Annotated in this window: 20 protein-coding genes and 1 riboswitch; of the genes, 5 read left to right on the top strand and 15 right to left on the bottom strand. The window is 73.3% G+C overall.

Annotation, left to right across the window (positions count from 1 at the left end):
- Positions 1-83: 83 nt before the first annotated feature.
- Positions 84-1,250 carry a helix-turn-helix domain-containing protein gene (locus ABZ374_RS33850; RefSeq protein WP_360318531.1) on the bottom strand — a complete coding sequence of 389 codons (1,167 nt, stop codon included), beginning with the start codon at positions 1,248-1,250 and terminating at the stop codon, positions 84-86.
- A gap of 681 nt (positions 1,251-1,931) precedes the next feature.
- On the opposite strand from ABZ374_RS33850, the gene ABZ374_RS33845 reads away from it, so the two are divergent.
- Together ABZ374_RS33845 and ABZ374_RS33840 are read left to right on the top strand one after the other, a co-directional pair.
- A complete protein-coding gene (locus tag ABZ374_RS33845) occupies positions 1,932-3,731 on the top strand; it encodes an AAA family ATPase (protein ID WP_360318675.1) in 1,800 nt (599 codons plus the stop codon).
- 106 nt (positions 3,732-3,837) lie between these two features.
- On the top strand, positions 3,838-5,580 hold the full coding sequence (locus ABZ374_RS33840; RefSeq protein ID WP_360318529.1) for a pyruvate dehydrogenase: 1,743 nt from the start codon (positions 3,838-3,840) through the stop codon (positions 5,578-5,580).
- An 18-nt stretch (positions 5,581-5,598) separates the two neighbouring features.
- Here the strand turns inward: ABZ374_RS33840 and ABZ374_RS33835 are convergent, their stop codons facing one another.
- The 8 genes from ABZ374_RS33835 to ribD all read right to left on the bottom strand — a co-directional run bounded on the left by ABZ374_RS33835 (position 5,599) and on the right by ribD (position 11,798).
- Positions 5,599-6,063 carry a PH domain-containing protein gene (locus tag ABZ374_RS33835; RefSeq protein WP_360318527.1) on the bottom strand — a complete coding sequence of 155 codons (465 nt, stop codon included), beginning with the start codon at positions 6,061-6,063 and terminating at the stop codon, positions 5,599-5,601.
- 71 nt (positions 6,064-6,134) lie between these two features.
- Positions 6,135-6,998 (bottom strand): ATP phosphoribosyltransferase, encoded by an 864-nt coding sequence (gene hisG / locus ABZ374_RS33830; protein WP_360318525.1) that lies wholly within the window; start codon positions 6,996-6,998, stop codon positions 6,135-6,137.
- 84 nt (positions 6,999-7,082) lie between these two features.
- Positions 7,083-7,355, bottom strand: coding sequence for a phosphoribosyl-ATP diphosphatase (locus tag ABZ374_RS33825; RefSeq protein WP_360318673.1), 273 nt, complete (start codon positions 7,353-7,355; stop codon positions 7,083-7,085).
- Between the two features lie 50 nt (positions 7,356-7,405).
- Positions 7,406-7,897, bottom strand: a complete 492-nt coding sequence (ribH, locus tag ABZ374_RS33820; RefSeq protein WP_360318523.1) for a 6,7-dimethyl-8-ribityllumazine synthase — start codon at positions 7,895-7,897, stop codon at positions 7,406-7,408.
- A gap of 183 nt (positions 7,898-8,080) precedes the next feature.
- Complete coding sequence (locus tag ABZ374_RS33815; protein ID WP_360318521.1) at positions 8,081-9,436, bottom strand: bifunctional 3,4-dihydroxy-2-butanone-4-phosphate synthase/GTP cyclohydrolase II; 1,356 nt, start codon at positions 9,434-9,436, stop codon at positions 8,081-8,083.
- Entirely contained in the window at positions 9,433-10,095 is a 663-nt protein-coding gene (locus tag ABZ374_RS33810) for a nicotinamide mononucleotide transporter family protein (protein ID WP_360318519.1), read from the bottom strand. Before ABZ374_RS33810 ends, ABZ374_RS33815 begins: the two co-directional genes overlap by 4 nt.
- A complete protein-coding gene (locus ABZ374_RS33805; protein ID WP_360318517.1) occupies positions 10,092-10,718 on the bottom strand; it encodes a riboflavin synthase in 627 nt (208 codons plus the stop codon). The genes ABZ374_RS33810 and ABZ374_RS33805 overlap by 4 nt, the downstream gene beginning before the upstream one ends.
- A 3-nt stretch (positions 10,719-10,721) precedes the next feature.
- On the bottom strand, positions 10,722-11,798 hold the full coding sequence (gene ribD, locus ABZ374_RS33800) for a bifunctional diaminohydroxyphosphoribosylaminopyrimidine deaminase/5-amino-6-(5-phosphoribosylamino)uracil reductase RibD (RefSeq protein ID WP_360318670.1): 1,077 nt from the start codon (positions 11,796-11,798) through the stop codon (positions 10,722-10,724).
- Between the two features lie 162 nt (positions 11,799-11,960).
- Positions 11,961-12,107: riboswitch (FMN riboswitch) on the bottom strand.
- Positions 12,108-12,294: 187 nt separating this feature from the next.
- Here ribD and rpe point away from each other — a divergent pair.
- Entirely contained in the window at positions 12,295-12,969 is a 675-nt protein-coding gene (rpe, locus tag ABZ374_RS33795; protein ID WP_360318515.1) for a ribulose-phosphate 3-epimerase, read from the top strand.
- Positions 12,970-13,062: 93 nt separating this feature from the next.
- Here rpe and ABZ374_RS33790 read toward each other — a convergent pair whose 3' ends face one another.
- The 5 genes from ABZ374_RS33790 to def all read right to left on the bottom strand — a co-directional run bounded on the left by ABZ374_RS33790 (position 13,063) and on the right by def (position 17,895).
- On the bottom strand, positions 13,063-13,902 hold the full coding sequence (locus tag ABZ374_RS33790) for a class I SAM-dependent methyltransferase (protein ID WP_360318513.1): 840 nt from the start codon (positions 13,900-13,902) through the stop codon (positions 13,063-13,065).
- A 146-nt stretch (positions 13,903-14,048) separates the two neighbouring features.
- Positions 14,049-14,828, bottom strand: a complete 780-nt coding sequence (locus tag ABZ374_RS33785; protein ID WP_360318510.1) for a hypothetical protein — start codon at positions 14,826-14,828, stop codon at positions 14,049-14,051.
- 182 nt (positions 14,829-15,010) lie between these two features.
- Complete coding sequence (locus ABZ374_RS33780; RefSeq protein WP_360318507.1) at positions 15,011-16,405, bottom strand: transcription antitermination factor NusB; 1,395 nt, start codon at positions 16,403-16,405, stop codon at positions 15,011-15,013.
- A 5-nt stretch (positions 16,406-16,410) separates the two neighbouring features.
- Positions 16,411-17,343, bottom strand: coding sequence for a methionyl-tRNA formyltransferase (fmt, locus tag ABZ374_RS33775; RefSeq protein ID WP_360318504.1), 933 nt, complete (start codon positions 17,341-17,343; stop codon positions 16,411-16,413).
- A 6-nt stretch (positions 17,344-17,349) separates the two neighbouring features.
- Positions 17,350-17,895, bottom strand: coding sequence for a peptide deformylase (gene def, locus ABZ374_RS33770; RefSeq protein ID WP_360318501.1), 546 nt, complete (start codon positions 17,893-17,895; stop codon positions 17,350-17,352).
- A gap of 273 nt (positions 17,896-18,168) precedes the next feature.
- Between def and ABZ374_RS33765 the strand changes: the two genes are divergently transcribed.
- Entirely contained in the window at positions 18,169-18,777 is a 609-nt protein-coding gene (locus ABZ374_RS33765) for a sigma-70 family RNA polymerase sigma factor (protein ID WP_360318498.1), read from the top strand.
- Positions 18,774-19,910 (top strand): hypothetical protein, encoded by a 1,137-nt coding sequence (locus ABZ374_RS33760; RefSeq protein ID WP_360318495.1) that lies wholly within the window; start codon positions 18,774-18,776, stop codon positions 19,908-19,910. The genes ABZ374_RS33765 and ABZ374_RS33760 overlap by 4 nt, the downstream gene beginning before the upstream one ends.
- Positions 19,911-19,992: 82 nt before the next feature.
- On the opposite strand, the gene ABZ374_RS33755 is transcribed toward ABZ374_RS33760, so the two are convergent.
- Positions 19,993-22,206, bottom strand: coding sequence for a primosomal protein N' (locus ABZ374_RS33755; protein ID WP_360318492.1), 2,214 nt, complete (start codon positions 22,204-22,206; stop codon positions 19,993-19,995).
- Positions 22,207-22,445 lie beyond the last annotated feature (239 nt).

Here is a 22,445-nt window from a genome sequence, read left to right as displayed (position 1 = left end):
CCGTCGCCGGCGCGCCGCTCGCGTGCGCGCGAACCGGGCCGGCCACGCGGCGGGCGCCCGACGGGCGGCAACTGCGGGCGCTCTCAGCCGCCTTGCATGCGCACGATCTGCAGCGCGATCATCAGATTCAGCCGCAGATGCGGATCCTGCGTGAACGGTCCCAACAACCGCTCCAGCTTGGTGATCCGGTATCGCAACGTGTTGTAGTGCACGTAGAGCCGGCGCGCGGTCTCGGCGACGTTGAGGTTGGTGTCCAGCAGTGCCTGCAACGTGTTCCGCAGGTCCGCCGCCTCCGGATCGCGCGGATGGGCCAACGATCGCAGCGCCTCGCGCGCGAAGCGGTCCAGCTCGCTCGGATCCGGGATCAGGCTCAGCAGCCGAAAGACCCCCAGTCGATCGAAGTCCGCCACCGCGCCGGGCCCATGGATGCGCCGGCCCGCCGCCACCGCACGCCGGGCCTGCTCGTACGCGGTCGGCAACGCGTCCAGCGAGTGCGCCGGTCGGCTGATGCCGGTGGTGAACGAGCGGATCACGCCGGCGCACTCCGCGTGCACCACCGCCGCGAGTTCGGCCACCAGCCGGGCGGATTGCCCGTCGTCGGGCGCGCCGAGCAGGGCGACCACCTCGCGCGGATACGCCGCGACGGCCGCCTCGGGCGCCCGGGCGGCGAGCGCGGTGGACCAGGCCAGGGCCAGTGCCTCCTGCCCGGCTCGGACGGCCCGCGCGTCGCCGCCCGCCGCGGCCGGGTCGGCCTCGGCGACCACGACCAGCAACGGGCCGCCGGGCAACGCGGTCCAGCCGGTGAGGTCGGTGCCGCGTCCGGTCAGCAGGTCGCGCATCAGGTCGCTGCGGTACTTGGCGTCCGACGCGGCCTGGGCGAGTCGACCCGCGAGCCCGACCGCGGTTTCCACGATCGGCCGGCCGGCCGGGCGCGGGACCTTCGCCGGTGCGGGAGCCGCCGGAGCCAGGGCGCCGGTCGACCCCCCGGCCGAACCCGACGCCGGGTGCGGGTTCTCGCCCGCGTCCCACGCCGTCGACGCCCCCGCGACCCGGGCCTGTGGCACCGAGGTCGGCTCGGGTGCGCTCGCCCCGCCGCCCACCGCCTTGCGGCGCCGCAGCGGCAGCCGGCGCGGGGCCGCGCCGGCCACCACCGCTCGCGCGCTGCCGCTCCCGCCGCCACTCTTGTCACCGGGACGAAGCGGTGGTTCGCCCCCGGTTGCCGTTCCGCCCGCGTCCCCGAGGTTGCCCATCCACCGACCGTAGCGTCACGAACACGAGCGCGTCAGCATCGCAGAGAGCGTGCGGGCAGTGCACTCCCGGAGTGCGCGGGGCGCACGATCCCCGATCCGTCGACCGTTCAGGGGAGTTCGCATTGCGTCCGGAGATTTCCCGGCGTGGCGTGCTTGACCGTTGTGTCCGGATCGCCATAGCTTGCGGTCCGACGGAAGGCCGATTCCTCCCCCGGCCCCGCGTCGAGACGAAGCCTCCGGTCGTTCCCCCGCGACCGGGGGCTTCCTCGTCTCGCGCCGCTCGGATCGGCGCCCGCCCCCGGGGCGTTCGGGTCCCCGGACACCCTCCCGTTCGCCACCGAGGGCACACCTCACCACCCCAAATACCGTTCGCCCCTCGGATTGCCGGGTCCCGCTCGGTACGATGCGCGGGGACGAACGCGTGGCGGCGCGGACACCATCCGTGACCGCCGGCGAGTCGGCGTGACGGGCAGCGGAACGGGAGAGGCTCTAAGGGGCGTCGCCGATCGGGCGGAATGGACGCACCGGGATTCATCGGCAGCGGGCCGACATCCTCTCGAAGTCCCCTCGGGGACACGGGCACGCGGAGAGGACCGGCCGGGGGAAGGGGGGTCCACCGTGGGACAGACCGAACGTGGCGCACGCACCGGAAGTCCGGCCGAACTGGCCTGGTTGCGCGGCATGGACGCCTACGTCGCCGGCGAATACGGCCAGGCGGAGGTGCAGTTCCGGGCCGCGGTCGAGGCCGACCCGGGCATGGCCGACGCCTGGCTGGGGCTGCATGCGCTCAAGGTGGAGGTGGCCACCGCCGTGGTGGCCATGCACACCCATCGAGAACGCTTCGGCGAGCAACGCGCGAAATACGGCCGGCCACTCAACTCCTGGTACTGGCTGGGCTGGTGGGTGCAACTGGTCCTGGAGACCCCGCGCGACCTGGCGCTCGCGCACGCCTCGCACTGGTTGGACGGGCGCCACCTGCCCGAGCTGGACGCCGCGCTGGCCCTGTGCCCGCCCGCCGACCAGGACGCGGCCACCCGCTTCCTCCTCGCCTGCCGCGCCTACCTGGGCAAGGACTGGCAACAACTGCTCCGGCACACCGCGGGCCTGGACGACGACGCGCTGCTGGGCGTGGAGGCGGGCCTGTTCGCCGGCATGGCCCGGGTCCGCCTGGGTCTGTACGCCAAGGCCGAACAGGTGCTCGCCACCGCCCTGGTGCGCTGCCGCTCGGAGCACCCGCAGCGCAAGGAGCTGCGCTACTGGCTCGCCCGCGCGTACGAGGAGACCGGCCGCACCCCGGCCGCGTTGCCGCTGTATCGAGCCGTGCACCAGGCGGACCCCTCGTTCATGGACACGGCCGCGCGGTTGTCCTCGCTGGCGGCCGGCGAACCGCTCGACGAGTACGGCGGGATGACCGCACGCCTGGCCGGTCCCGTGGTCGGCCGGGGCCCGCTCCCGGACGTGTTGCCGCCGATACCCGCGACCGCTCCCCCACCCGCCGGCCCACCGCCCGCCGCCGAGGTCGAGCGCGAGCCGGACCCGATCCCGGACGAGGCCGACCTCGACCCGCAGCCCGACGCGGACGTGCGCGCGGCCGGCCGATCCGCGCCGATGCGCCCGGCCGCCGCGCCCGAGGAACTCGCCCTGGTACTGGCCGAACTGGAGTCGATGGTCGGCCTGGAGCCGGTCAAGCGGCAGGTGCGCGCGTTGTCCGCGCAGATGCGGATGGCCCGATTGCGCGAGGCCCAGGGCCTGCCCGCACAGGCCCCCAAGCGGCACTTCGTCTTCTCCGGCCCCTCCGGCACCGGCAAGACCACCGTCGCCCGGCTGCTCGGCCGGGTCTTCGCCGCACTGGGCCTGCTGGAAAGCGACCGTCTGGTCGAGGCGCAGCGCTCCGACCTGGTCGGCGAGTACCTGGGCCAGACCGCGGTCAAGACCAGCGAGTTGATCGACTCGGCGCTGGGCGGCGTGTTGTTCGTGGACGAGGCGTACGGCCTGACCAACGTGGGCTACTCCAAGGGCGACGCGTACGGCGACGAGGCGCTCCAAGTGCTGCTCAAGCGGGCCGAGGACGACCGGGACCGGCTGGTGATCATCCTGGCCGGCTACCCGGAGGGCATGGATCGGCTGCTCACCTCGAATCCGGGCCTGATGTCGCGGTTCACCACCCGGGTCGAGTTCCCCTCCTACGGCGCCGAGGACCTGGCCCGGATCGCCGAGGTGATGGCGGCCGCCGGCGGCGACGCGTGGGACGAGGACGCGGCGGCCGAGCTGCGCAGCATCACCGGCCACGTGCGCGAGCAGGGCTGGATCGACGAGTTGGGCAACGCCCGCTTCGTGCGCACCCTGTACGAGAAGTGCTGTATGTATCGCGACGTGCGCCTGGTGGAGCTGCCGGAGGGGCCGGATCTGGCCGAGTTGACCACGCTGCGCCTGTCCGACCTGTTCCAGGCGTACGGGGATCTGGCGGACGGCCGGGGATAGCCGGGCGGCGCGCGGGTAGGGCTGATCCGGTCGTCGTTTGTCCGCCGAGGGGCGAGCGCGGCAGCACGCGCCCGGCCGCCGGTCGAGCAGGACGAAAGGGTCTCCCGTGGCCAAGCAGAGCGTCGCCGAGCAGTTCGTGGACATCCTCGCCCATGCCGGCGTGCGTCGGCTGTACGGCGTGGTGGGCGACAGCCTCAACCCGATCGTGGACGCCGTTCGGCGCAACGCCGCGATCGACTGGGTGCATGTGCGGCACGAGGAGGTGGCCGCGTTCGCCGCCGGCGCCGAGGCGCAGCTCACCGGTCGGCTGGCCGCCTGTGCGGGCAGTTGCGGCCCGGGCAACCTGCACCTGATCAACGGCCTGTTCGACGCGCACCGCTCGCACGCGCCGGTGCTGGCACTCGCGTCGCACATCCCCAGCGGCGAGATCGGCACCGCGTTCTTCCAGGAGACGCATCCCGAACGCCTGTTCGTCGAGTGCAGCCACTACAGCGAGATGATCGGCACGCCCGAGCAGATGCCCCGGGTGCTCCAGTCGGCGATCCAGCACGCGGTGGGCCTGGGCGGGGTGTCGGTGGTCACCCTTCCGGGCGATGTGGCGGACCGCCCCGCGCCGGAGCGGACGTACCAGGTCGCGCTGCCCACGTCGCTGCCGGCGGTGCGCCCCGGTGACGCGGACCTGGCCACGTTGACCCGGATGATCGACGAGGCCGAGCGGGTCACCCTGTTCTGCGGCGCGGGCACGGCGGGCGCGCACGAGGAGGTGATGGCGTTCGCCGACCGGGTCAACGCGCCGGTGGGGCACGCGCTGCGCGGCAAGGAACACATCCAGTACGACAATCCGTTCGACGTGGGCATGTCGGGTCTGCTGGGCTACGGCGCCGCCTACGAGGCGATGCACGAGGCGGATCTGCTGATCCTGCTGGGCACCGATTTCCCCTACAACGCGTTCCTGCCGCAGGACGTGTCCACGGTGCAGGTGGACGTCCGGCCCGCGCACCTGGGTCGACGGACCAAGCTGGACCTCGCGGTGTGGGGGGACGTGCGCGAGACGCTGCGCGCGCTGACCCCGATGGTGCGCGAGAAGACCGACCGTCGCTTCCTGGATCGCATGCTCAAGAAGCACGCGGACGCCCTGGAGGGAGTGGTGAAGGCGTACACCCGCAAGGTGGACAGGCATGTGCCCATCCACCCGGAGTACGTCGCCTCGATCCTGGACGAGGAGGCCGCCGACGACGCGATCTTCACCGTCGACACCGGCATGTGCAACGTGTGGGCGGCGCGCTACCTGACCCCGAACGGGCGGCGTCGGGTCATCGGTTCGTTCTCGCACGGCTCGATGGCCAACGCGCTGCCGCAGGCGATCGGCGCGCAGTTCCTGGACCTGGGCCGACAGGTCGTGTCGATCTCCGGCGACGGCGGCTTCTCGATGCTGATGGGTGATCTGTTGACCCTGGTGCAGTCCGAGTTGCCGGTGAAGATCGTGCTGTTCGACAACTCGTCGCTGGGCATGGTCGAGTTGGAGATGATGGTGGCGGGGCTCGAACCGTTCGGGACGACGAACAAGAACCCGGACTTCGCCGCGATCGCCCGGGCGGCGGGTGCGTTCGGGGTGCGGGTGGAAAAGCCGAAGCAGGTCCGCGCCGCGTTGCGGGACGCGTTCGCGCACAAGGGCCCGGCGCTGGTCGACATCGTCACCGACCCGAACGCGCTGTCCATCCCGCCCAAGGTCACCGCCGAGCAGATCCAGGGCTTTGCGCTCAGCGCGGGCCGCACGGTCCTCAGCGGCGGCGTCGGCCGGATGGTCCAGATGGCCCGGTCGAACCTGCGCAACGTGCCCAGGCCGTAGCGCGCGGGACGGGGCCTACTACGCCGTGCTCGGGGCGGTGCCGTACTTCTCCGCCAGGGAGCGCAGCTCGCGCGCGGCGGTGATCGCCTCGGCCTTGCCGTTGGAGGTCTGGATGCCCATCACCGGCAGGGTGTCCCCGTTGGACATGTCGATGTAGACCCAGGGGTCGCCCTGGCGCAGGTAGACCCGGACGACCTGGGCCCACTCCAGATGGGTGGTGCGCAGCAGGTTGACCACGGTCACCCCGCCCGCCGCCGCGACCACCTTCGGCCGGCCGAGCATGATCATCGCGGCGAGTCCGAGCACCCCGGTGCACGCGACGCCGAGCCGCGAGCCGAGTCCCCAACCGCCCTTTTCCGGCAACATCACCGCGAGCACGCAGAGCCCGACCAGGATGACCACGCCGAGCACGGCGGTGATGAGCCGACTGCGCCGGGCGTACCAGGTGCGCGGGAGGTCGGCGGCGGGGGTGGGGGTGCTCATGGCGGAACGGTTCTCCGGGGTGAGAGAGGGTGATCGGTCCGCCACCGCACGCGGTGACGGACCGATCGGGTTCAGAGGCGGCAGGCGTGGATGCCGGTGACCAGGATCGCGCGGGCGCCGATCTCCCACAGGTCGTCCATGATCTGCTGGGCGTTCTTGCGCGGGACCATCGCGCGCACCGCGACCCAGCCCTCGTTGTGCAACGGGCTGACCGTGGGCGACTCCAGGCCCGGGGTCAGCGTGACCGCCGCCTCCACCCGCTCGACCCGGATGTCGTAGTCCATCATCACGTAGCTGCGTGCGACCAGGACGCCCCGCAGCCGGCGCACCAGTTGTTCCAGCGCGGGCGAGCTCTCCGCGCCGGCGCGCCGGATGAGCACCGCCTCCGAGCGCAGGATCGGCTCGCCGAACACCTCCAGGCCCGCCTGCGCGAGCGTGGTGCCGGTCTCCACGACGTCGGCGATCACGTCCGCGACGCCGAGCTGGATCGCGGTCTCCACCGCGCCGTCCAGCTTGACCAGCGCGGCGGCCTCGATGTCGTGCTCGGCGAAGTCGCGCTCGACGATCCCGATGTAGGAGGACGCCACCCGCAGCCCGGCCAGGCCCTTCTTGCCCTGCCCGGCCAGCTCGCGTGCCAGCGCGGCGGGCGCGGCGTAGCGGAAGGTGGCCTGGGCCAGCCCCAGTTGCAGGATCTCCTCGGCCTCGGCGCCCGAGTCCATCAGCAGGTCGCGCCCGGTGATGCCGGCGTCGAGCCGGCCGGAGCCGACGTAGATGGCGATGTCGCGCGGGCGCAGGAAGAAGAACTCGACGTTGTTGTCGGGGTCGGTGAGGACCAGTTCCTTGGAGTGCTTGCGCTGGCGGTAGCCGGCCTCATGGAGCATCGCCGACGCAGGCTCGGAGAGGGAACCCTTGTTGGGGACGGCGATGCGCAGCATGAAATGACCCTTCGGGAAGTGCCGAACGAGGTTGCGGGTACGGCGGCGTCCCCGGCCCGGGCCACGGGCCGGAGACGGCGGCCGTCACAGGTGAGCGTATACGTCCTCCAGCGAGATGCCGCGAGCGACCATCATCACCTGGAGGTGGTAGAGGAGCTGGGAGATCTCCTCGGCGGTGCGGTCGGCGCCCTCGTGCTCGGCGGCCATCCACACTTCGGCGGCCTCCTCGACGACCTTCTTGCCGATCGTGTGCACGCCGGCGGTGACGAGTTCGACCGTGCGCGAGCCCTCCTGGCCCGAGGCGGCCTTGGCCCGCAGCTCGTCGAAAAGCTGTTCAAACGTCTTCATGGTGCCCATCGCGTGGTTGTGGGTGACGTGGCGGGTGAACGCCCGGTCGGTGCGACCGATCAGGCCGAACGCCACGGTTCGGAGAGCGTACGCAACGCCATCGCCGTCGCGACGGCCGCCTCCACCGCTTCGCGGCCCTTGTCCTCGTGCGAGCCGGACAGGCCGGCCCGGTCCAGGGCCTGCTCCTCGGTGTCGCAGGTGAGCACCCCGAAGCCGATCGGCACGCCGGTGTCCAGCGCGACCCGGGTCAGGCCGTCGGTGGCGGCCGAGCACACGTACTCGAAGTGCGGGGTGCCGCCGCGGATGACCACGCCGAGCGCGATCACCGCGTCGTAGCCGCGCCCGGCCAGCGCCTTGGCCAGCACGGGCAGTTCGAACGCGCCGGGAGCGCGGATCAGCGTGGGTTCGGTGATGCCCAGCTCGCTCAGGGCCTTGAGGGCCCCGTCCACGAGCCCGTCCATCACGGTGGTGTGCCACTGCGCGGCGACCACGCCCACGCGCAGGTCACGGCAGCCCTCGACGGTCAGTTTCGGGGCTCCTGCGCCACTCATGTCTGTCGGTGTCCTTCGGCTGGAACGGCTGGAAGCCTGGATGCGGTGGTGGAGTGCTGCGGATCGAACTTCCGCGGATCGAATTCCGCGGATCGATTCCGCCGCGTCGAGCAGGTCGAACCTATCGGCGCGGCGGGGACGGCGCCGCGCGCGTTTCACCGGTACGGGTGAGGTCGGGCCCGGTCAGGCGGTGCTGACCGCGTGGCCCTTCGCGTCGACGACGTCGGCGACCTCGCCGACCGAGGGCGCGGTCGCGGCCTCGTCGGTGGGGTCCAGCCAGGGCAGGTCGTGCCCCATCCGGTCGCGTTTGGTGAGCAGGTAGCGCAGGTTGTCCGCGGTCGCGTGCACCGGCAGCGCGACCCGGCCGGTGATCTCCAGGCCGTAGCCCTCCAGGCCGGCCCGCTTGGCCGGGTTGTTGGTGAGCAGCCGCATCGAGCGCACACCCAGGTCGACCAGGATCTGCGCGCCGGTGCCGTAGTCGCGGGCGTCGGCGGGCAGGCCCAGTTCCAGGTTGGCGTCCACGGTGTCGTGGCCGGCGTCCTGGAGTTGGTACGCCTGGAGCTTGTGGATCAGCCCGATGCCGCGACCCTCGTGGCCGCGCATGTACAACACCACGCCCCGGCCCTCGGTGGTGACCCGCTCCAGCGCGGCCTCCAGCTGCGGACCGCAGTCGCAGCGCAGCGAGCCGAACACGTCGCCGGTCAGGCACTCGGAGTGCACCCGCACCAGCACGTCCTCGCCGTCGCCGATGTCGCCGGCCACCAGCGCGATGTGCTCGACGCCGTCGGCGGTGCTGCGGTAGCCGATCGCCCGGAAGGTGCCGTGCTCGGTGGGCAGCCGGGTCTCGGCGGCCCGCTCGATGGTGCGTTCGGTGCGCCGGCGGTAGGCGATCAGGTCGGCGATGGTGACGATCTTGAGGCCGTGTTCGCGCGCGAACGGGACCAGTTGCGGCAGCCGGGCCATCGTGCCGTCGTCGTTGACCACCTCGCAGATCACCCCGACCGGGGCCAGGCCGGCCAGCTCGGCCAGGTCCACGGCCGCCTCGGTGTGTCCGGGGCGCACCAGCACGCCGCCCTCGACCGCGCGCAGCGGGAAGATGTGGCCGGGTCGGGTCAGCTCGGTGGCCGACGTGTTCGGGTCGGCCAACAGGCGCACGGTGTGCGTACGGTCGGCCGCCGAGATGCCGGTGTCCACGCCGTCCTTGGCGTCCACCGAGACCGAGTACGCGGTGCCCTTGCGGTCCTCGTTGACGGCGGTCATCGGCGGCAGCTTGAGCCGGTCCAGGTCGGCGCCGCGCATCGGCACGCAGACCACGCCCGAGGAGTAGCGGATCATGAACGCCATCAGCGCCTGCGTGGCCAACTCGCCGGCGAAGATCAGGTCGCCCTCGTTCTCCCGGTCCTCGTCGTCGACGACCACGATCGCCTCGCCGGCGGCCATCGCCTTGATCGCGTCCTCGATCGTGTCGAGCACCAGTTCGTCCGGTGCCGCCTTCTGCGCCGGCACCTCGATGTCGGTGGTTTCTCTGCTGGTCTTCACGCCGTTGCCCCTTCCAGGTGCCGATCTGCCACGCGGGCAGCCCCCTTGTCCCGGTACCGCCGGGAGCGGTTCCACCAGTCGACGAGTCCGGCGACGCACATCACGAAGAAGACGCCGTAGACCAGTCCGCTGAACACCAGGCCGTGCTGCCAGGCCAGCGGTACGCCGACCATGTCGACCGCGATCCACACCAGCCAGAACTCGAACAGGCCGCGGGCCTGGGCGAGCATCGCCACGACCGAGCCGACGAAGATGTACGCGTCCGGCCACGGCGCCCACGAGATGCCGGTGTGTTCGAGCAGCAGCGCGAAGCCGACGGTGCCGGCCGCCATCAGCACGACCAGTGCGATGCGCTCGTACCCGGTCCCGAAGCGGATCTCCACCTCGCCGCTGTCGCGCCGCCCGCGGGCCCAGCGCCACCAGCCGTAGGCGGCCGCGAGGATGATGACGACGTTGCGCATCGCGCTGCCGCCCAGGTGCACCGAGGTGTTGGCGGCGATCAGCAGGGCCGCGCCGAGGATCTGCACGGGCCACGCCCACAGGTTGCGGCGCAGCGCGAGCCCCACGGTGGCCAGCGACGCGATCTGGCCGAGCAGGTCGGACCACGGCACCGGCTTGTCGGCGACGGTGAACGCGGCGTCGTTGAGCCAGCCGATCACGATGCCCTCACCTGTGTACCGGGCCCGTGCGTGCCCAGCCGTTCGACGTACTTGGCGATGATGTCGACTTCGAGGTTGACCGGGTCGCCGACCGTCTTGACGCCGAGCGTGGTCAGCGCGAGCGTGGTCGGGATCAGGCTGACGGTGAAGCTCGCGTCGTGTGCCCGCACGACGGTGAGACTGATCCCGTCCACGGTGATCGAGCCCTTGTCCACGACGTAGCGGGCCAGGTGCGCGGGCAGCGCGATCTCGACGATCTCCCACTCCTCGCCGGGGGTGCGGGCGAGGATCTCGCCGGTGCCGTCGACGTGACCCTGGACGAGGTGGCCGCCCAGTCGCCCGCCGAGCACCATCGGGCGTTCCAGGTTGACCCGCGCGCCGGTGGTCAGCGCGCCCAGGCTCGACTTGTCCAGCGTCTCCTGCATCACGTCCGCGGTGAAGGTGGCCTCGGCCGGGTCGACCTTGTCGTCCACGACGGTCAGACACACCCCGTTGACGGCGATCGAGTCGCCGTGCCGGGCACCGGTGGTGACGACCGGGCCGCGGATGGTGATCCGGGCCGAGTCGGTCAGTCGCTCGATGGCCACGATCTCGCCGAGTTCCTCAACGATTCCGGTGAACATGCGTCAGGACTCCTTCGTTCGGCCGGCGGATTCCGGCCGGGTGCGGGCGGTGATGCGAATGTCGGTGCCGAGGCGGGCGACGTCTTCGACGTCCAGTCGCAACGCCTCGGAGATGGTGCCGATTCCGGCCGGGCCCAGGGCGGTGGGTCCGGCGCCGAGCAGGGCCGGGGCGAGATAACCCACGACGGTGTCGATCAGGCCGGCCGCGGCGAACGCGCCGGCGAGGGTGGGGCCGCCTTCGAGCAGCACGGCGCGCACGTCGCGCGCGTACAACTCCTTCAGCAGCGCGGGCAGGTCCAGGCCGGTCTCCGCGCGTGGTACGCGCAGTACGACGACCCGGGGCAGGTGGTCGGCGTCCGCGTCGGGGCCGACCGCGATCAGGGTGGGTGCCGCGTCGTCCAGGACCCGGGCGGTCGCCGGGGTGCGTGCGTGCGTGTCCACGACCACCCGCAGCGGTTGCCGGGCGCCGGGCACGTCGCGCACGGCCAGGTGCGGATCGTCGGCGAGCAGCGTGCCGGAGCCGGCCAGCACCGCGTCCACGCTCGCCCGCAGGGTGTGTACGTCGGCGCGCGAGGCCGCGGAGGTGATCCAGCGGCTGCTGCCGTCGGCGGCGGCGCTGCGCCCGTCCAGGGTGGCGGCGTACTTCCAGGTCACGTGCGGGCGGCCGAGTCGGGTCGCGGTCAGCCAGGCCCGGTTGCCCGCCTCGGCCTCGGCGGCGAGCAGGCCGCCCTCGGCGTCGATGCCCGCCGCGCGCAGCACCGCGCCGCCGCCGGCCGCGGCCGGGTTGGGGTCGGCGACCGCGTAGCGCACCCGGCGGATGCCGGCGTCGATCAGGGCCTGGGTGCAAGGGCCGGTGCGGCCGGTGTGCGAGCAGGGTTCGAGGGTGACGAACGCGGTGCCGCCGCGGGCCGCGGATCCGGCCGCGCGCAGTGCCTCGACCTCGGCGTGCGGGGCGCCGGCGCGGGTGTGGAAGCCCTCGCCGACCACGGTGTCGTCGGGGCCGAGCACGACGCAGCCGACCACGGGATTGGGGCTGGTGTGACCGAGGGCGCGGCTTGCCAGGGCGACGGCGCGGCGCATCGCGGTGGCCTCGTCGACCGGCGGGACGGTGTTGCCCTGCACCTCGTGCCTCCTCGCGTTGCGACGCGGGGCACCGGGGTGTTTCCGGGCAGGACGGCACGACGAATCGACGGGCGGGGATGTCGGCGCACCGTGGGTACGCGGACATGCCGCAGTCGCTCGCCGCGCGCTGCCTCCCATCCGGACTTTAACCGTCGGTACCGGAATTCCACCGGTTCAGCCGGCCGTCGCTCCACGTGCTGTGGGGCATCGACCGGGTCGCGGACTGTAACCGCCGGTTCGGATTTTCACCGACCCCGGAGCGCGCGTACGTGACTTTCGTACACCTCGAAGTGTGCCACGGCGGCCGACAACGTTGACCTTGGCCAACCTGTGCCGTCCGTCACGGTGCGTTCGTATATCCGAACGCGACTGCGGTGTGGATGATCTGACGTATCGTCAGCTCGACGGTCGAGGCGGTGCCGAAGGACTGTCCCGACGATGAGATTCTGTGCGCATGACCGTGCAGATCAATCCGAGCATCCTGTCCGCCGACTTCGCCCGCCTCGCCGACGAGGTCGCGCAGGTGCGCAACGCCGACTGGCTCCACGTGGATGTCATGGACAACCACTTCGTCCCGAACCTGACCATCGGCCTGCCCGTGGTCGAGAGCCTGATCAAGGCCACCGAAACGCCCATCGACATGCACCTGATGATCGAGGACCCGGACCGTTGGGCGCCCGCCTACGCGGAAGCCGGCGCGGGCAGCGTGACCTTCCACGTCGAGGCCGCGACCGCCCCGGTCAAGCTCGCCCGGGACCTGCGGGCCAAGGGCGCACGGGCGTCGATGGCCCTGCGGCCGGCCACCCCGATCGAGCCGTACGAGGACCTGCTGCCGGAGCTGGACATGCTCCTGGTGATGACCGTCGAGCCGGGCTTCGGCGGGCAGAGCTTCCTGGACATCATGCTGCCCAAGATCCGCCGGACCCGGCAGTTGATCGCCAAGCACGGCCTGCAGATGTGGCTCCAGGTGGACGGCGGGGTGTCCGCGAAGACCATCGAGATGTGCGCGGAGGCCGGCGCGGACGTGTTCGTGGCCGGGTCGGCGGTGTTCGACGGGCGCGATCCGGGTGCGGCGGTGGACCGGTTGCGCGCGTTGGCGACGGGGGCCGCAGAGCGCTGCGCTCACTAGGGCGGACGGGTTCCGCGTGCCCGCCCGTTGCATTGGGTAGTCGGGCGGCGGATTTCGGGCTCGGGTGGAGTCCCCGGGGCCGCGCGAGCTTCGTCACAATGAGTGAATGGATTGGGCCTCTCGTCGTCCTCGCCGGGGCGGGAGGCCCTTTGCCTTCGGTTCGCGGGTGGTCGACCAGAGGGTCCAGTGGTCGGTTTCGTGGATGGGGCCCCGGGTGGGCAGCCGGGCCTGGATGTAGGCGGCCAGGTCGTCGAGTTCGGGGTCGGTGAGGTCGTGCAGGATCGAGCGGCCGGTGCGGGCGCGCAGGTCGGCGGCCACCTCGTGGGCGTCGGCGTACTCGCGGCGGGTCTCGGTCAGCGCGGTGGTGCGCACGGCACCGAAGCCGGCCGCGTGCAGCGCCGCCTCGACCGCCGCCGCGATGGGTCGGCGGGCGGCTTCGATGCCCAGCAGGGCCGGGTATCGCTCGAAGAACCAGCCGCGCAGGTGGGTCGGCGAACCGGGGCGGGTGACGTCGGCCGGGGTGCGGTCCTGGACGATCAGCGTGCCGCCGGGCGCGAGCAGCCGGCGGGCCTCGCGAAAACATCCGGTCAGGTCGTCGAGGTGGTGGATCAGGGCCCGCTCGAAGACGATGTCGGCCGCGCCGTCCGGCAGGCCGGTGGCGTACGCGTCGCCCTGGTGGAAGGACAGGCCGGGGCGCCGCCCCGCCCGCTCCCGGGCGCCGGAGAGGATCGCGGCGGAGAAGTCCACCCCGACCGCGCTCGCCGCGCCCAGATCCAGCCACTTCGTCGTGTACACCCCGCCTCCGCAGCCCACGTCCAGCACACGCGCGCCGGCCGGCCGGACCAACTCGCGCACCACGCGCGCCCATTCCTCGCCGGCCGTGCGCCGGGCGTAGGTGAGCCGGTTGGCGTCGCTGTGGAAGTCGATGGGCATGGCCGCCCTTCCGGTCGAGCCGCGTTCGGTATATCTCGATATCAAGATACTTGAAGACGAGACGACCCTTCAAGGGTCCTCGGGTCCTCGGGGCTCTCCGATTCCTCGGATTCCTCTGGATCCTCGCCGAGGATCGGCGGCGAACATCACCGGCGATCGCGGGCGACTTCCTTCGGTCGCGGGTGGTCGCCGCCGTCCGGCCGGCCCGGAGGGTCGCCGGCCCGGTCGAGCCGGATACGGCGGCGCTGCCGGGCCAGGTACACGCCGGTGCACACCGTGACGCCGGTCATCGCCGCGATGTGCTCGCGGCCGGCCAGGTTCGGTTTGACCACGACCTCGGCGATCATCAGGGCCCACACGCCGACGAACAGGATCGGCGCACGGCGCACCATCGCGATGCACACCACCAGGCCGACCACCGCGGCCGAGGGACCGGTGTCCAGGATGTCGCCGTCCCGGGCGTCGATGCCCAGCAGGTGGTCCGGGCCGAGCCCGACCATCACCCGCGCGGACAGCGTGCCGCACAGCGTGGCCACGTAGGCGATCACCAGGGTGCGGCGGGCACCCAGGTCGAGTTCGGCCAGCCCGAACAGGATCAGCACCTGGATCAGCGCGCCCCACACCGGCAGGTCGGGCGCGGGCACGAACAGCGACACCGGCGTCCGCAACAACGCGAGCGGCAGCGGGATGCCCGCGCTCACCCCGCCGAGCACGCGCACCACGTCGCCGCCCCACGCGGTGCGCCAGGCGAGCCAGAAGCCGAGGGTCAGCAGCACCGTGCACACCGTGAGCGGGATGGCCAGCAGGCCGTGCGCGCGCAGTTCGCGCACCGGGACCGCGGTGAGCCTGCGCCACTCGCCGCGCACCGCTCCCCCCGTGCGGGCGAGCGGACCGGGACGCGGAACACGGCGAGCGGGCGAGGACATGGGTACGGCGGCTCCTGCGGTGACGACCGGCGATCGCCCTCGGATTTCCTGCGATCCGAGGGGCGACCGGTGCGGTCGAGCCCGGAGTGACGACCACCCACGCCGTTATGCCCCACTTGGGAGTGATTCAGCCGCGTATCACCCCATTCGCGCGGGTGATCCGCGGCGCGCCCATGAGTGGTTCAGCCGGTACGACGAAGCAGCGCGAGGTACATCGCGTCGGTGCCGTGCAGGTGCGGCCACAGTTGTACGTCCGGCCCGGTGCCCAGATGCGGCACACCCGGGAACAGCGGCCGGGCGTCGAACAGCTCGGCCTCGCCCGCGCGCAGCACGTCGTCCACCACCACGCGCGTCTCCGCCGGATGCGGCGAGCACGTGACGTACGCGATCACCCCGCCGGGGCGGGCCGCGGCCACCGCGCTGCGCAGCAACGCGCGTTGCAGCTCGCCCAGTTCGGGGATGTCCTCGGGCTTGCGGCGCCAGCGGGATTCGGGTCGGCGGCGCAGCGCGCCCAGGCCGCTGCACGGCACGTCGGCGATCACCCGGTCGAAGCCGCCGGGCTGCCACGCGGGCCGGGTGCCGTCGGCGGTGATCACCTGATGGTGGGTCAGGTGGCCGATCGCGTTGCGGACCAGGCGGGCCCGGTGCTGCCGGCGCTCGACCGCGAGCAGCGACACGTCGCGGCCGGTGGCGATCGCGGCGAGCAGGCCGGCCTTGCCGCCGGGGCCCGCGCACAGGTCCAGCCAGCGGCTCTCGGTGCCCTCGACCTCCGCGTTCGCCAGCGCGGTGGCGACCAGTTGGCTGCCCTCGTCCTGGACCGCGGCCCGGCCGTCGCGGATCGCCTTGATCCCGGCCGGGTCGCCCTCGGGGAGGGTGGCCGCGTACGGCGACCAGCGGCCGGGGGTGGCGCCGGCCTCGTACAGTTCGGCGAGTTCGACCCGGCCCGGGCGGGCGACCAGGGAGATCGTCGGGGCGATGTTGTCGGCGGCCAGCAGCGCCTCCATCGCGGCGCGGTCGTGCGGGTTGCCGCGCGCGCCCAGCGCGTCCCACAGGGCCTGCACGATCCAGCGCGGGTGCGAGTGCAGGACCGCGAGGTGGCCCTCGGGGTCCTCGTCGTAGGGCGGCGCGATCTGCCGCAGCCAGGTGTCCAGGTCCTGCTTGGAGACCCGGCGCAGGATCGCGTTGACGAACTTGGCGCGGCCGTCGCCGAGCACCGCGCGGGCCAGTTCCACGGTGGCCGAGACGGCGGCGTGGACGGGGGTGCGCATGCTCAGCAACTGGTGCACGCCGAGCGCGAGCACGTCCAGCACCGGCGGGTCGATCTCCTTGATCGGCCGGTCGGTACAGGCCGCCACGATCCGGTCGTAGGTGCCCTGGCGGCGCAGCGTGCCGTGCACGAGCTCGGTCGCGAAGGCGGCGTCGCGCGGGATGATCCGGCGTTCACGTAGCAGCGCGGGCAGCACCAGGTTGGCGTACGCGTCGCGTTCGCCGACCGCGTGCAGGACGTCGTAGGCGGCCAGCCGCGCGGCGTCGGGACGCGGGCGGCGGTAGGGGCGTGCGGCGGGGGCGTTGGTCACGGTGCTCAGTTCGTGCCGAGGGTTTCACCGGGCTCGGGGTGTGCGCCCCGGGCCCAGTCGGTGGCGGCCATCATGCGTTTGCCCTGGGGCTGGACCTGGGTGAGTTCGATCGCGTGGCTGCCGGTACCCACTCGGACCACCTTTTTCTCCACCGCGATCTCGCCGGGGGCCAGCGCGTTGTCGCCGCCGCGCAGCCGGACCGGGGCGAGCTTGAGGCGCTCGCCGCGGAAGGTGGTCCACGCGCCGGGGGCGGGTGTACAGCCGCGCACCACCCGGTCCACCCGCAGCGCGGGTGCGGTGAAGTCGACCCGGGCGTCCTCGACGGTCAGCTTGGGCGCGAGGGTGACCCCGTGCGGCGGCTGGGGGCGGGCCTCCAGGCTGCCGTCGGCGATCCCGTCCATGGTCGCCACGAGCAGGCGCGCGCCGGACCGGGACAGCCGTTCCAGCAGGTCGCCGCTGGTGTCGGTGGGGCGGATCTCGTCGGTGACCGTCCCGTAGACCGGGCCCGAGTCCAGGCCCTGCTCGATCAGGAAGGTGCACGCGCCGGTGATGTCGTCGCCCGCCAGCACCGCGTGTTGTACCGGCGCCGCGCCACGCCACGCGGGCAGCAGCGAGAAGTGCAGGTTGACCCAGCCCTGGGCGGGGATCTCCAGCGCGGCCTTGGGCAGCAGCGCGCCGTAGGCGACCACGGGGCAACAGTCGGGGGCGATCTCGGCGAGCCGGGCCAGGAACTCCGGCTCGCGCGGCCTGGCCGGGCGCAGGATCTCGATCCCGGCCTCGGCGGCGCGCTCGGCCACCGGGCTCGCGACGAGCTTGCGACCGCGGCCGGCGGGCGCGTCCGGCCGGGTGACGACGGCGACCACCTCGTGCCGGGATTCCAGCAGGGCTTCGAGCGCGGGTACGGCGACCTCGGGGGTGCCGGCGAAGACTAGGCGCATGGGGATTTAGAGGGCCTTCCCGAAGGTGCCGTGGGGGGAGAACTTGACCTGCGGGGCGGGCTGACCGGCCCACTCCGCCTCGCGCAGCGCACGCAGTGCGGCCTTGCGCTGCTCGCGGTCGAGCCGGTCGATGAACAGGATGCCGTCGAGATGGTCGGTCTCGTGCTGGATGCAGCGCGAGAGCAGTCGGGTGCCCTCGATGGTGACGGGGTCGCCGTGCATGTTGAAGCCCTTGGCGACCACGCCGTACGCGCGCTTGGTGTCGTAGCGCAGGCCCGGCAGCGACAGGCAGCCCTCGGGGCCGTCCTGTTCGTCCTCGGACAGGTCCAGGTCGGGGTTGATCAGGTGTCCCACCTCGCCGTCCACCTGGTAGGTGAACACCCGCAGGGCGACCCCGATCTGCGGCGCGGCCAGGCCGCTGCCGGGCGCGTCGCGCATCGTGTCGGTGAGGTCGGCGACCAGTCGCCGCAACTCCTTGTCGAACACGGTGACCGGGTCGGCCTTGCTCCGCAGGACGGGATCCCCGAACAGGCGGATCGGCTGGACTGCCACGGGTGTGCTCCCCCATCGGTGGTCGGGCGGTGATCGGACGTACTGCCGAGTGTGTCGCCGGCGCGCGGCGGCGTTCCGGCGCGGTGGCCGCGCGGTGGCGCCGGTCGAGCGGAACCGGAGAGCGGCAAGTCTACTGAGCGGCCGGGCCCGCTCCCCGCACGCGTCGCGGCCCGGGGCGTGCGGGAGCGAATGGGCTCGGGGCGGGCTCGGGGCGGGCCGGGAATCGGCTCGGGGCGCGGCAACCTCGGGGCGCGCGGCGGACACTCTCGGGGTGTGACGACGGATCAGGAGCAGGAGGACGGGGATCACGTGTTGTGGTCCCGGGTCCGGGCGGGGGATCGCGATGCGTTCGCGGTGGTGTTCGACCGACACGCGGGGGCGGTGTATGGGCATGTGCTGCGGCGGATCGGGGACGGAGCCGAGGCCGAGGACCTGACGTCGGCGGTGTTCCTGACCGCGTGGCGCCGGCGCGCGGAGGTGACCTTCGACCGGGACAGCGCGCTGCCGTGGTTGCTGGGTACGGCCAACCGCACGCTCGCGAACCGGCGCCGCGCGCTCAAGCGCTATCGGGCGCTGGCCGCGCGCGTACCGCTGCCTCGGGACGTCCCCGACCACGCGGACGAGGTGGCCCGGCGGATCGACGAGGAGCACGCGGCACGGGCGTTGCGGCGCTCGGTGGCCCGGCTGCCCCGACACGAGCGCGACGTCGTGGAGTTGTGCGTGTGGGGCGGCCTGGACCAGCAGGCGGCCGCGACGGCCCTCGGCGTCGCGCTGGGCACGGTCAAGGCGCGGATGCACCGGGCGCGCAAACGATTGGGCGGCCTGCTGGCCGAAGAGGGCGTGCACGCGAGTACGTACCGAGGCATCGAGGAGGCACGGTGAGCCCGTACGGCGAGGATCGACTGCCGGGACACGAACGACGCAGGCGCGAGTTGCTCGCGATGCTGGACACGGATCGGCCGTCGCGGACCCGGGCGCTGCTGCCGGGCGTCGCGGCGGGGGCGGTGCTCGTGGTGTGCGCGGGCGCGATCCTGGCCGCGCAGCCGTGGCGCGACCCGCAACATCCGACGCCGGCCGGCCCGGTGGTCGGACAGGATCCGGCCCAGGGCGTGGCCAGGGAAATGGCGAAGCCGGGCGATCCGGTGCCGTGGGACGTGGCGACCCGGACCTTGACGGCGTGTCTGGCACAGGGACGGCGGGCCGCCGTCCCGCCGCCGCAGCCGACCGGATTCACCGCGCCACCGCCGACGATGCCGCCGCCGGGATCGGGTGCGCCCGGGACGGCCGCGCCGCCGAGCATGGGGTACACCCCGCCGCCGGGCACGCCGCCGGCCTCCGCGGTGTACACCGGCGACATGCCGACGCGGATGCCGGAGAAGGGCCTGCCGACGGGATCGACCGCGACTCCCCCGGGGTGGCCGACGCAGGGGTCGATCGCACCGCCCGGATCGAGTGCGCGACCGCCCGGTGCCTCGGCCAAGCCCGATCCGAAGTTGTGGCAGGTACGCGAGCCGGACACGGCGTTCAAGCCGTACTTCACCGCGTGGGAGCTGGTCGGGGACGGCGAGTTGCGCCCGTTCGTGCTGGGCAAGGCCGGCGAGCCGGGCCTGGTCGTATGCCACGGCGAACTGTCCCTGCCGGAGTTTCCGACGCCGAAGGCCGCCGACGGCCTGCTCGCCGGGGCGTTCGAGGTGCGCCGGACCCTGGCCTGGACGCCGCCCACGGTCGAACCGCCTCGGATCGCCCTGCTCTCCTCGACGACCTGGTGGGGCCGTACGACCGGCGCGGTGGCGCGGGTCGTGGTCGAGTTGCCCGACGGGACGACGGTGGGCGCGGTGGTACGCAACGGCGTGTGGCTCGCGAGCGTGCCGAACAGCGACACCGAGCCGACCCGGATCCGCGCCTACGACGCGGCCGGCACGCTGCTCGACGAACGCACCGCCGCCCGCGAATCCCTGGGCTGCGCGGACGCTCCGTCGGCCGCGTCCTGCGGGAGCCGCACGCACTGGGGCTGAGGGTCCCCGGGTGAAGGAGAGTTCCGTCGAGGCGGCCGGGCGTGCTCGGCCGCCTCGGTGTGCGTCGCGCGCCGCGGGCGGCTCAGCCGATGTCCGGTGGGTCGATCCTGATGTGGACCGGATCGTTCGCGGCGCGGGCCAGGCGGAGGGTTTGGGCCGCCTTGAGGGCGTGGGCCAGCTCGGCGCCGCGGCCGGGTTCGATGCGCAGCAGGACACGTTCGTGGTGGGGCGGCGGGGCGGGGCGCGCGGGCTGCCGGCGGTCCGGCGGCGGGGTGTCGCCGAACAGGGCGCGGGTGAGTTCGGCGCGGGTCTCGGCGGCGCGCGGGTCGGCCCTGGGCGGCGGCGCGGCCGGTGTGCGCGGCGCGGTCGGTGCGACCGGGACCGGGACCGGCCCCAGCACGTCGGCCCCGTCGGGCAGCCGAAGTACCGCCAGGAAGTCGGCGATGCCGGCCGGCGGACCGGTCACCGACGCCATCCGCGACACCGGCGGCAGGTTCAATTCGGCCCGCTCGACCAGTTCGGTCAGCGCGTACCCCTGCGGGTCCCAGCGCACCAGCGCCTGCACCGGGCGCAGCGTGGACTCGGCGACCACCACCAGCGTGCCGCCCTCCCCCGCGGGCCGGACCAGGCTCGCCGCGTCCAGCCAGCGGCGCAGCGCCTGCTCGCCGGCTCGCAGGTCGGGTCGGGTGAGCAGGGCCCAGCCGTCCAGGAGCAGGGCCGCCGCGTAGCCGCCGGGCGCGACGGGTTCGGCGCCGGGCGTGGCGATGATCAGCGCGGGCAGGTCCGGCACGGTGGTCAGGATCGCGTCCCGCCCGGAGGTACGCACCGGCACGGTCGGAAACGCCCGGCCGAGTTCTTCCGCGGTGCGACGCGCGCCGATCACACCGGCCCGGATGCGATCGCCGCCGCACACCCGGCAGTGCCAGTGCGGCGCCGGCCGGGTGCACCAGCCGCAGGTCAACACGCCGTCTCCGGACGGAAGTTCGAGCGGCCCCGAGCAGTGTGCGCAGCGCGCGGGTTCGCGGCAGCGCAGACACGAGGTGCGGACCAGGTAGCCCCGGCGTGGGACCTGGACCAGCACCGGGCCGGTCTGCAGCGCCTTGCGGGCGACGTCCCACGCCAGGCTCGGCAGCCGTGCGGCGCGGGCGGCTTCGTCCCGGGCCAGGTCCAGATCGCTGCCGGTGGTGCGTACCAGCGGGGCCGCAGCGCGCACCGCCGCGCGGCCGGCGTCCAGCGGACGGGCCCACCCGGAGCGCACCAATTGGGCGGCCTCGACCGTGGTGGCGTGCCCGCCGACGGTGAACCCGGCGTGTTCGCGCGCGGCCCGCATCGCCAGTACCTCGCGCACGTGCGGGTAGGGCGCGTTCGGGTCGGCGTGCGAGTCGTCGCCGTCGTTCCAGACCAGCGCCAGGCCCAGTTCCACCACGGGCGCGAACATCGCCGCCCGGGTGCCGACCACCGCGCGTACGCTCCCGCGGTTGATCGCCAACCAGCGTCGGTAACGCTCCTCCGGCCCCAGGCCCGAGGTCAGCGCGACGTGCCGGCCCCGGCCGAGCAGGGCGGTCAGCGCCGCGTCCACGCGCTCGACCGACTTGGCGTCCGGGACCACCGCGAGTGCGCCACGGCCGCCGGCCAGGGTCGCCGCCATCGCCCGGGCGATCTCGTCCGGCCAGTGCGGCCCGGGCAGCGCCGTCCACACCGTGCGTGGCGACTCGCCGGCGGCCAACTCGGCCAGGTGCGCGGCGCCGGCCGGATAGCGCGTCCAGGGCCCGGGGGCCGGCGCCGCGGGCCGGATCAAGGGCTCGCCCGACGGCTCCGCCTCGGCGCGCGCGTGCCGGGCGGGCAGGGCGATCTGGACCACGTCGGCGAGGGTTCCCGCGTACCGGTCGGCGACCGCACGGGCCAATTCGATCATCGGCGGCGCGAGCACGATCTCGGGCGAGGTGACGCTCGCCAACGGCGCCAGCGGGCCGCCGTACGTGCTGCGCTCGACCCGTTCGACGATCACCCCGTCGATCAGCCCGCCGCCCTGCCGCCGGCCGTCCACGACCTTGGCCCCGAACCGCACCCGCACCCGCACCCCGGGCTGGGCCACCTCGGCCAGCTTGGCCGGCACCGAATAGTCGAAAAGCCGGTCCAGGTGCACCAGCCCCTTGTCCACCACGACCCGCGCCACCGGCAACGAGTCGGCCGCCGCATTGACCTTCGCCCTACGCCCCCGCACCGCCCGCCGCGCGTCCTCGACCCCAAGCGTGAGCTGCCCCTCCTCCTCGCCGCCCACACCCGGATCGTTCATCGCCACACCAGGCATCCTGACAGACGCCTACGACGAATCCGCCCAGCTCCCGAGCCGGGGAAGACCCCGGCAGCTCCGAACGCGGGTGGTCGGGCGACTCGGTCTCCCGCCTTGGGGCGCGGAGGGGGCGGGCGGGGGCGGGCGGGCGCTGGGTCGCGAGCCGGCCCGACACGCGCCCGGCGTCGAGCCCGACAGGTGGGCCCGGGTCGCGAGTGCAACGACACACGAGCCCAACCCGA

The organism is Embleya sp. NPDC005971, assembly GCF_040629175.1.
In the GTDB taxonomy this organism is placed as follows: domain Bacteria; phylum Actinomycetota; class Actinomycetes; order Streptomycetales; family Streptomycetaceae; genus Embleya.
The sequence above is the reverse complement of the archived record's forward strand: the minus strand, read 5'-3'. Positions and strand labels throughout refer to the sequence as shown.